This window comes from Actinomyces sp. ICM58, from assembly GCF_000283035.1.
In the GTDB taxonomy this organism is placed as follows: Bacteria; Actinomycetota; Actinomycetes; order Actinomycetales; family Actinomycetaceae; genus Pauljensenia.
The window spans coordinates 1-4,535 of the sequence record NZ_ALIY01000224.1 but is presented as its reverse complement, the minus strand read 5'-3'; the positions used below and the strand labels follow the sequence as shown (position 1 = coordinate 4,535).

Sequence of the window (4,535 nt, the reverse complement as noted above, 5' to 3'; positions counted from 1 at the left end):
CGGGTGGCCCGGCAGTAACTGCCGGGCCACCCGCCCATTTTTTGACGGCTGTGTCGCTTGCTTGCTGGCGCGCCGCTAGATCCATGTCGGGAGCCACATGTGGGCTCGCCAGAACTCGTAGTCGACGACGTCCGCGCGCCACAGGGGTAGGAACCACAGGGCGCACGCGAGGATCGTGATGGTCAGGCCGACCGCCATGACGCGCCCCGTGATCTCGGTTCTGCGCGGCATGGGGAGGATAGATGGCTGGCCGTCAGGGGCGATGGCGCCGGCGAGTAGGCCGATCATCCACGCGACGGCGAGGGCTACGAAGGGCGCGAAGGCCACCGTGTAGAAGGTGAAGATCGTCCGGTGCGCGTAGCCCAGCCATGGTACGTAGAGGGCGAGGTAGCCCGTCAGGATGACGCCCGCGCGCCAGTTGCGGTAGTGGAGAGTCCCCCACACGACGAGCATGAGTGCGCCGATGCCGATCCACCACAGGATCGGGTTGCCCAGGGCTACGACGTTTGTCGCGCAGTTGCCGGAGGGGCATCCGGTGACGGCCTCCCCGTTGGCCCAGTGGAAGGAGGTCGGTCGAATCTGTGCGAGCCACGTGTAGGGGTTCGACTGGTAGGTGTGCGGCGTCTCGAGGCCGTTGTGGAACTTCCACATATCTCGGTGGTAGAGCCACAGGTCGGCCAGCGCACCCCCGAAGCCGGAGATGCCGGAGCGGCCGTGCCCGTATGCGCGTGGGTGTATGAACCATCCGAACCAGGAGGCGATGTAGGTCAGGATCGCGGGGGGCACCATGAGGATGAAGGCCCACCACACGTCGGCCAGGAGGGCGCCGCGAACGGGGGAGGGGTGTCCCGCCGCCCAGCGGGCCGTGATCTCGCGGATGGCGACGAACAGGCCGAGGAGGGCGAGGACGTAGATGCCGGACCATTTCACCGAGCCCGCGAGGCCGCACAGGACGCCGGCTGCGAGCAGCCAGGGGCGGTTGCCCGCGTTGGGTCCGACGGCAAAGCCGCGGCGGTCGCGCACGAGGAGGAAGTCGCGCAGGTCTCGCCATCCCGAGCGCGGCGCGGTGACTTGGTCCCATTCGCGCAGTGTGCGCATCAGGCGCGGACGGGCGGACTGCTGGTCCTTGACGACGCAGAGGAAGGCGGCGAGCGCGAACATTGCGAGGAAGCCGTCGAGGATGGACGTGCGGCTCATGACGATGGCCTGGCCGTCGGTGGCCAGGAAGAGCCCCGCGATGAGCGTGAGCGCAGGGTTGCGGAAGAGGTTGTACGCGAGGCGGCACAGGAGTAGCACGGTGATGACGCCGCAGATCGCGGTGGTGATGCGCCAGCCGACGGGGTCGGCCTGTCCGAAGAGCTTCATGCCCAGGGCGATGATCCACTTCCCGGTGGGCGGGTGGACGGCGTAGGAGGCCGTCGCTGAAAGCCTCGACGTGTCGCCGGCGACGAAGGTGGGGTCGTAGTTCTGCGGCCACGTCCCCTCGTAGCCGAGGGTGAGGAGGGACCACGCGTCCTTGACGTAGTACGTCTCGTCGAAGATGAGCGTGCGGACGTTGTCCAGGCCGGTCAGGCGGATGACGGCTGCGATCAGGGTGGCGAGAGCTGTTGCGACCCAGCCGGCGGCGGGGGTGCTCAGGAGGGTGTCCCATTGGCGGGGTTTACTCGGGGACGAGGCCGGGGTGGCCGACTCGGGTTCCGTGGCCGCGGGTGGCGGGTCCTGGGCATCTCGTGACGGGGGCGTTGTCGCCTCGCAGTCGGTGGGTGCCGCAGCGCTGGCGGGCGCCGAGGTGTCGACGTGTTCCTCGGGGGAGACCGTGTCGTCGTGCGTCTGCGTCTGGGCGCCTCGAGAGGTGTTGTGGTTCGTGTTCGTCGTGTCCATCACCTAGCGAGTGTAGCGGGCGGCGTCGCGTGGGCAAATAGCGGCTGTACATCTGGCGAGGTGCGGTGGGAAGATGTGCACGCCGATGGAGTTGAGAAACGTTCTCGAATTGCCCTATAATTTTCGGGTGCCCGAAAAGTTTATAGGAGCGAAGATGATCCTCTCCCCCCTCTCACCAACACGCCGCGCGAGCCTCGCCGTCCTCGGCCTCGCCCTCGCGCCGCTGGCGGCGTGCGCCCCCGCCTCCTCGGCCCACGGCCTGACGATCGTCGCCACGACCACGCAGATCTGCGACTACGTCACGCAGATCGCGGCGGCCTCCAACGACCTCTCCCTCGACAAGACCGACGCCTCCGGCACAAAGACCCACGTCGGGGCCGCCCCCGAGGGCGCCGCGCTCACCATGAGCCTGACGTGCCTCCTCGCCCCCAACGCCTCGGCCCACGAGCACGAGATGACCCCCTCCCAGACCGCCGCCCTGGCCGACGCCGACGTCATGGCCGTCTCCGGCGTCGACCTCGAGCACTTCCTCGACGACGCGGTCGCCTCCTCCGGATTCCACGGGCGCATGGTCGTCACCTCCGGCGTCCTGACGGCATCGGACGTCGACAACCCCGGCGCGCCCGACCCGCAGACTCCCTACACGATCGACCGAGGAGACCAACGAATCGAGGTAGCACCCTGGCCCTTCCCGCCCGAGACCGCCGGCGAGGAACCCGAGTTCCGTTTCGACCCGCACGTGTGGACCTCGCCGGCGCGCGCCCGCATCCAGGTCGCCAACCTGGGGGCCGGACTGGCCGCCGCCGCGCCCGATGCCGCCTCCTCGATCAACGAGGCCACGGCCTCGTACCTGGAGGACCTCGACGCCCTCGACGCCTGGGCGAGGGAGGCGATCGCCACCGTCCCCGAGGCCCAGCGCGTCCTGTTCACCTCCCACGACGCGTTCGGCTACTTCTCGGCCGACTACGGGATCCGCTTCATCGGCGCCGCCCTGTCCGACTTTAACGACCAGCAGGACGCGACCGCGGACCACATCGCCTCGGCCGTGCAGGCCGTGAAGGACTCCGGGGCCGTTGCCATCTTCGCCGAAAACTCCAACAACTCCAAGTCCATCGAGGCGATCGCGCGAGGCGCGGGCGTCACCCCCATCGTCGGGGACGACGCCCTCTACGGCGACTCGCTCGGCCCTGATGGCTCAGAGGGGGCGACCTACGTCGGTTCGATTATCCACAACACGCGCGCGGTGACCCAGGCCTGGGGCGGCACCGTCCCCGCCCTGCCCGAGCGACTGGAGGCCCCCTGATGGCGACTCTCGTGTCCTTCCGGGACGCGACGCTGGGGTATGGGGGCACCCCGGCGCTGTCCGGCCTGACTCTCGACGTCGTCGGGGGAGGGGCCCTCGCCCTCGTCGGCCCCAACGGCGGTGGAAAGACCACGCTCATGCGCGCCGTCGTCGGCACCTGCTCGCTCCTGTCGGGACGCGTGGAGGTGAACGCCGAGCGTATTGGCCTGGTGCCCCAAAGCGCTGACCTCGACCTCACCTTCCCCGTCAGCGCCGCCGAGGTCGTCACCATGGGTCTCATCGGCGAGGCCGGCTGGGGCAAGCGCATCACCGCGGACATGCGGCGCCGGGTGAGCGCCGCCCTCGAGCGCGTCAACCTCGCCGACCGGGCGAGCCATCGCTTCGGCACGCTCAGCGGCGGCCAGCGCCAGCGCGTCCTCGTCGCGCGCGCACTCGTCGCCCGCCCCGAGCTGGTCATGATGGACGAACCCTTCAACGGCCTGGACGCACCCAGCCGCGACATCATCACGCGCCTCATCGCCGAGCTCACCGAGGCTGGGGTGGGCGTCGTCGTCTCCACACACGACCTCTCCCTCGCGCGCGACGTGTGCTCGCGCGCGTGCGTGCTCGCCTCGCGCCTCGTCGCCCTCGGGCCCACGAACGAGGCCCTGGCCCCCGAAATCCTCGCGCGCGCCTACGGGTCAAGCGCGGATGAAGCGATCGCGTCCCTGTCATGATCGCCCCCTACCTGCTGCGCCCGATCATCGTCCTGGGCCTGCTCGCGCTCGCGGCGGGCCCGGCCTCGACGCTCGTTAACCTGCGCCGAGCAGAGTTCGGCGCCGAGACCATGGTGCACGGCGTCTTCCCCGGCATCGTCGTGGGCATGGCCGTCGGCGGGCGGGGTGCCATTATTCCCGGCGGTGCCGTGTGCGCGGCCCTCATTGCGGCCGCCCTGACGGCCGCGTCGCGGCGCCCGCGCTCCAGTGAGGCGACGACCGCGGTCCTGCTCACCGCCTTCTTCTCCCTCGGCATCGTCATCTCGCTGCGCATCGGCGACATGTCCGGACAGCTCGAATCCCTCATGTTCGGCCGACTCCTGGACATCACGCCCTCCCGAATGTGGACGAGCGGAGCGGTTCTCGTGGCGGCCTTCCTGCTCCTGCTGGCGACCTGGCGCGCCCAGGTCGCCGTCGCCTTCGACCGAGAGTCCGCCACCGTATCGGGGATTCCCGTCACCTGGATCGACGTCGCCTTCAACGCGGCCCTCGGCGCAATCGTCGTCGCCGCCTCGACGGCCGTGGGCGTGCTCCTCGTCGTCGGCTACCTCGTCGTGCCCGGGGCCTGCGGGCGCCTCCTCGCCGCCGGGACGCGC

4 protein-coding genes are annotated in these 4,535 nt (G+C 69.8%); 3 read left to right on the top strand and 1 reads right to left on the bottom strand.

What is annotated here, in order from left to right; translation table 11 throughout:
* Positions 1 to 75: 75 nt before the first annotated feature.
* Entirely contained in the window at positions 76 to 1,881 is a 1,806-nt protein-coding gene (locus tag HMPREF1138_RS09985; RefSeq protein ID WP_039937915.1) for a dolichyl-phosphate-mannose--protein mannosyltransferase, read from the bottom strand.
* A 154-nt stretch (positions 1,882 to 2,035) separates the two neighbouring features.
* On the opposite strand from HMPREF1138_RS09985, the gene HMPREF1138_RS09980 reads away from it, so the two are divergent.
* The 3 genes from HMPREF1138_RS09980 to HMPREF1138_RS09970 all read left to right on the top strand — a co-directional run.
* A complete protein-coding gene (locus HMPREF1138_RS09980; protein WP_009059441.1) occupies positions 2,036 to 3,184 on the top strand; it encodes a metal ABC transporter substrate-binding protein in 1,149 nt (382 codons plus the stop codon).
* Entirely contained in the window at positions 3,184 to 3,900 is a 717-nt protein-coding gene (locus tag HMPREF1138_RS09975; RefSeq protein WP_009059442.1) for a metal ABC transporter ATP-binding protein, read from the top strand. The genes HMPREF1138_RS09980 and HMPREF1138_RS09975 overlap by 1 nt, the downstream gene beginning before the upstream one ends.
* Positions 3,897 to 4,535: metal ABC transporter permease (locus HMPREF1138_RS09970; protein ID WP_009059439.1), on the top strand; the 639-nt coding region annotated here is incomplete at its 3' end. The genes HMPREF1138_RS09975 and HMPREF1138_RS09970, both read left to right, overlap by 4 nt.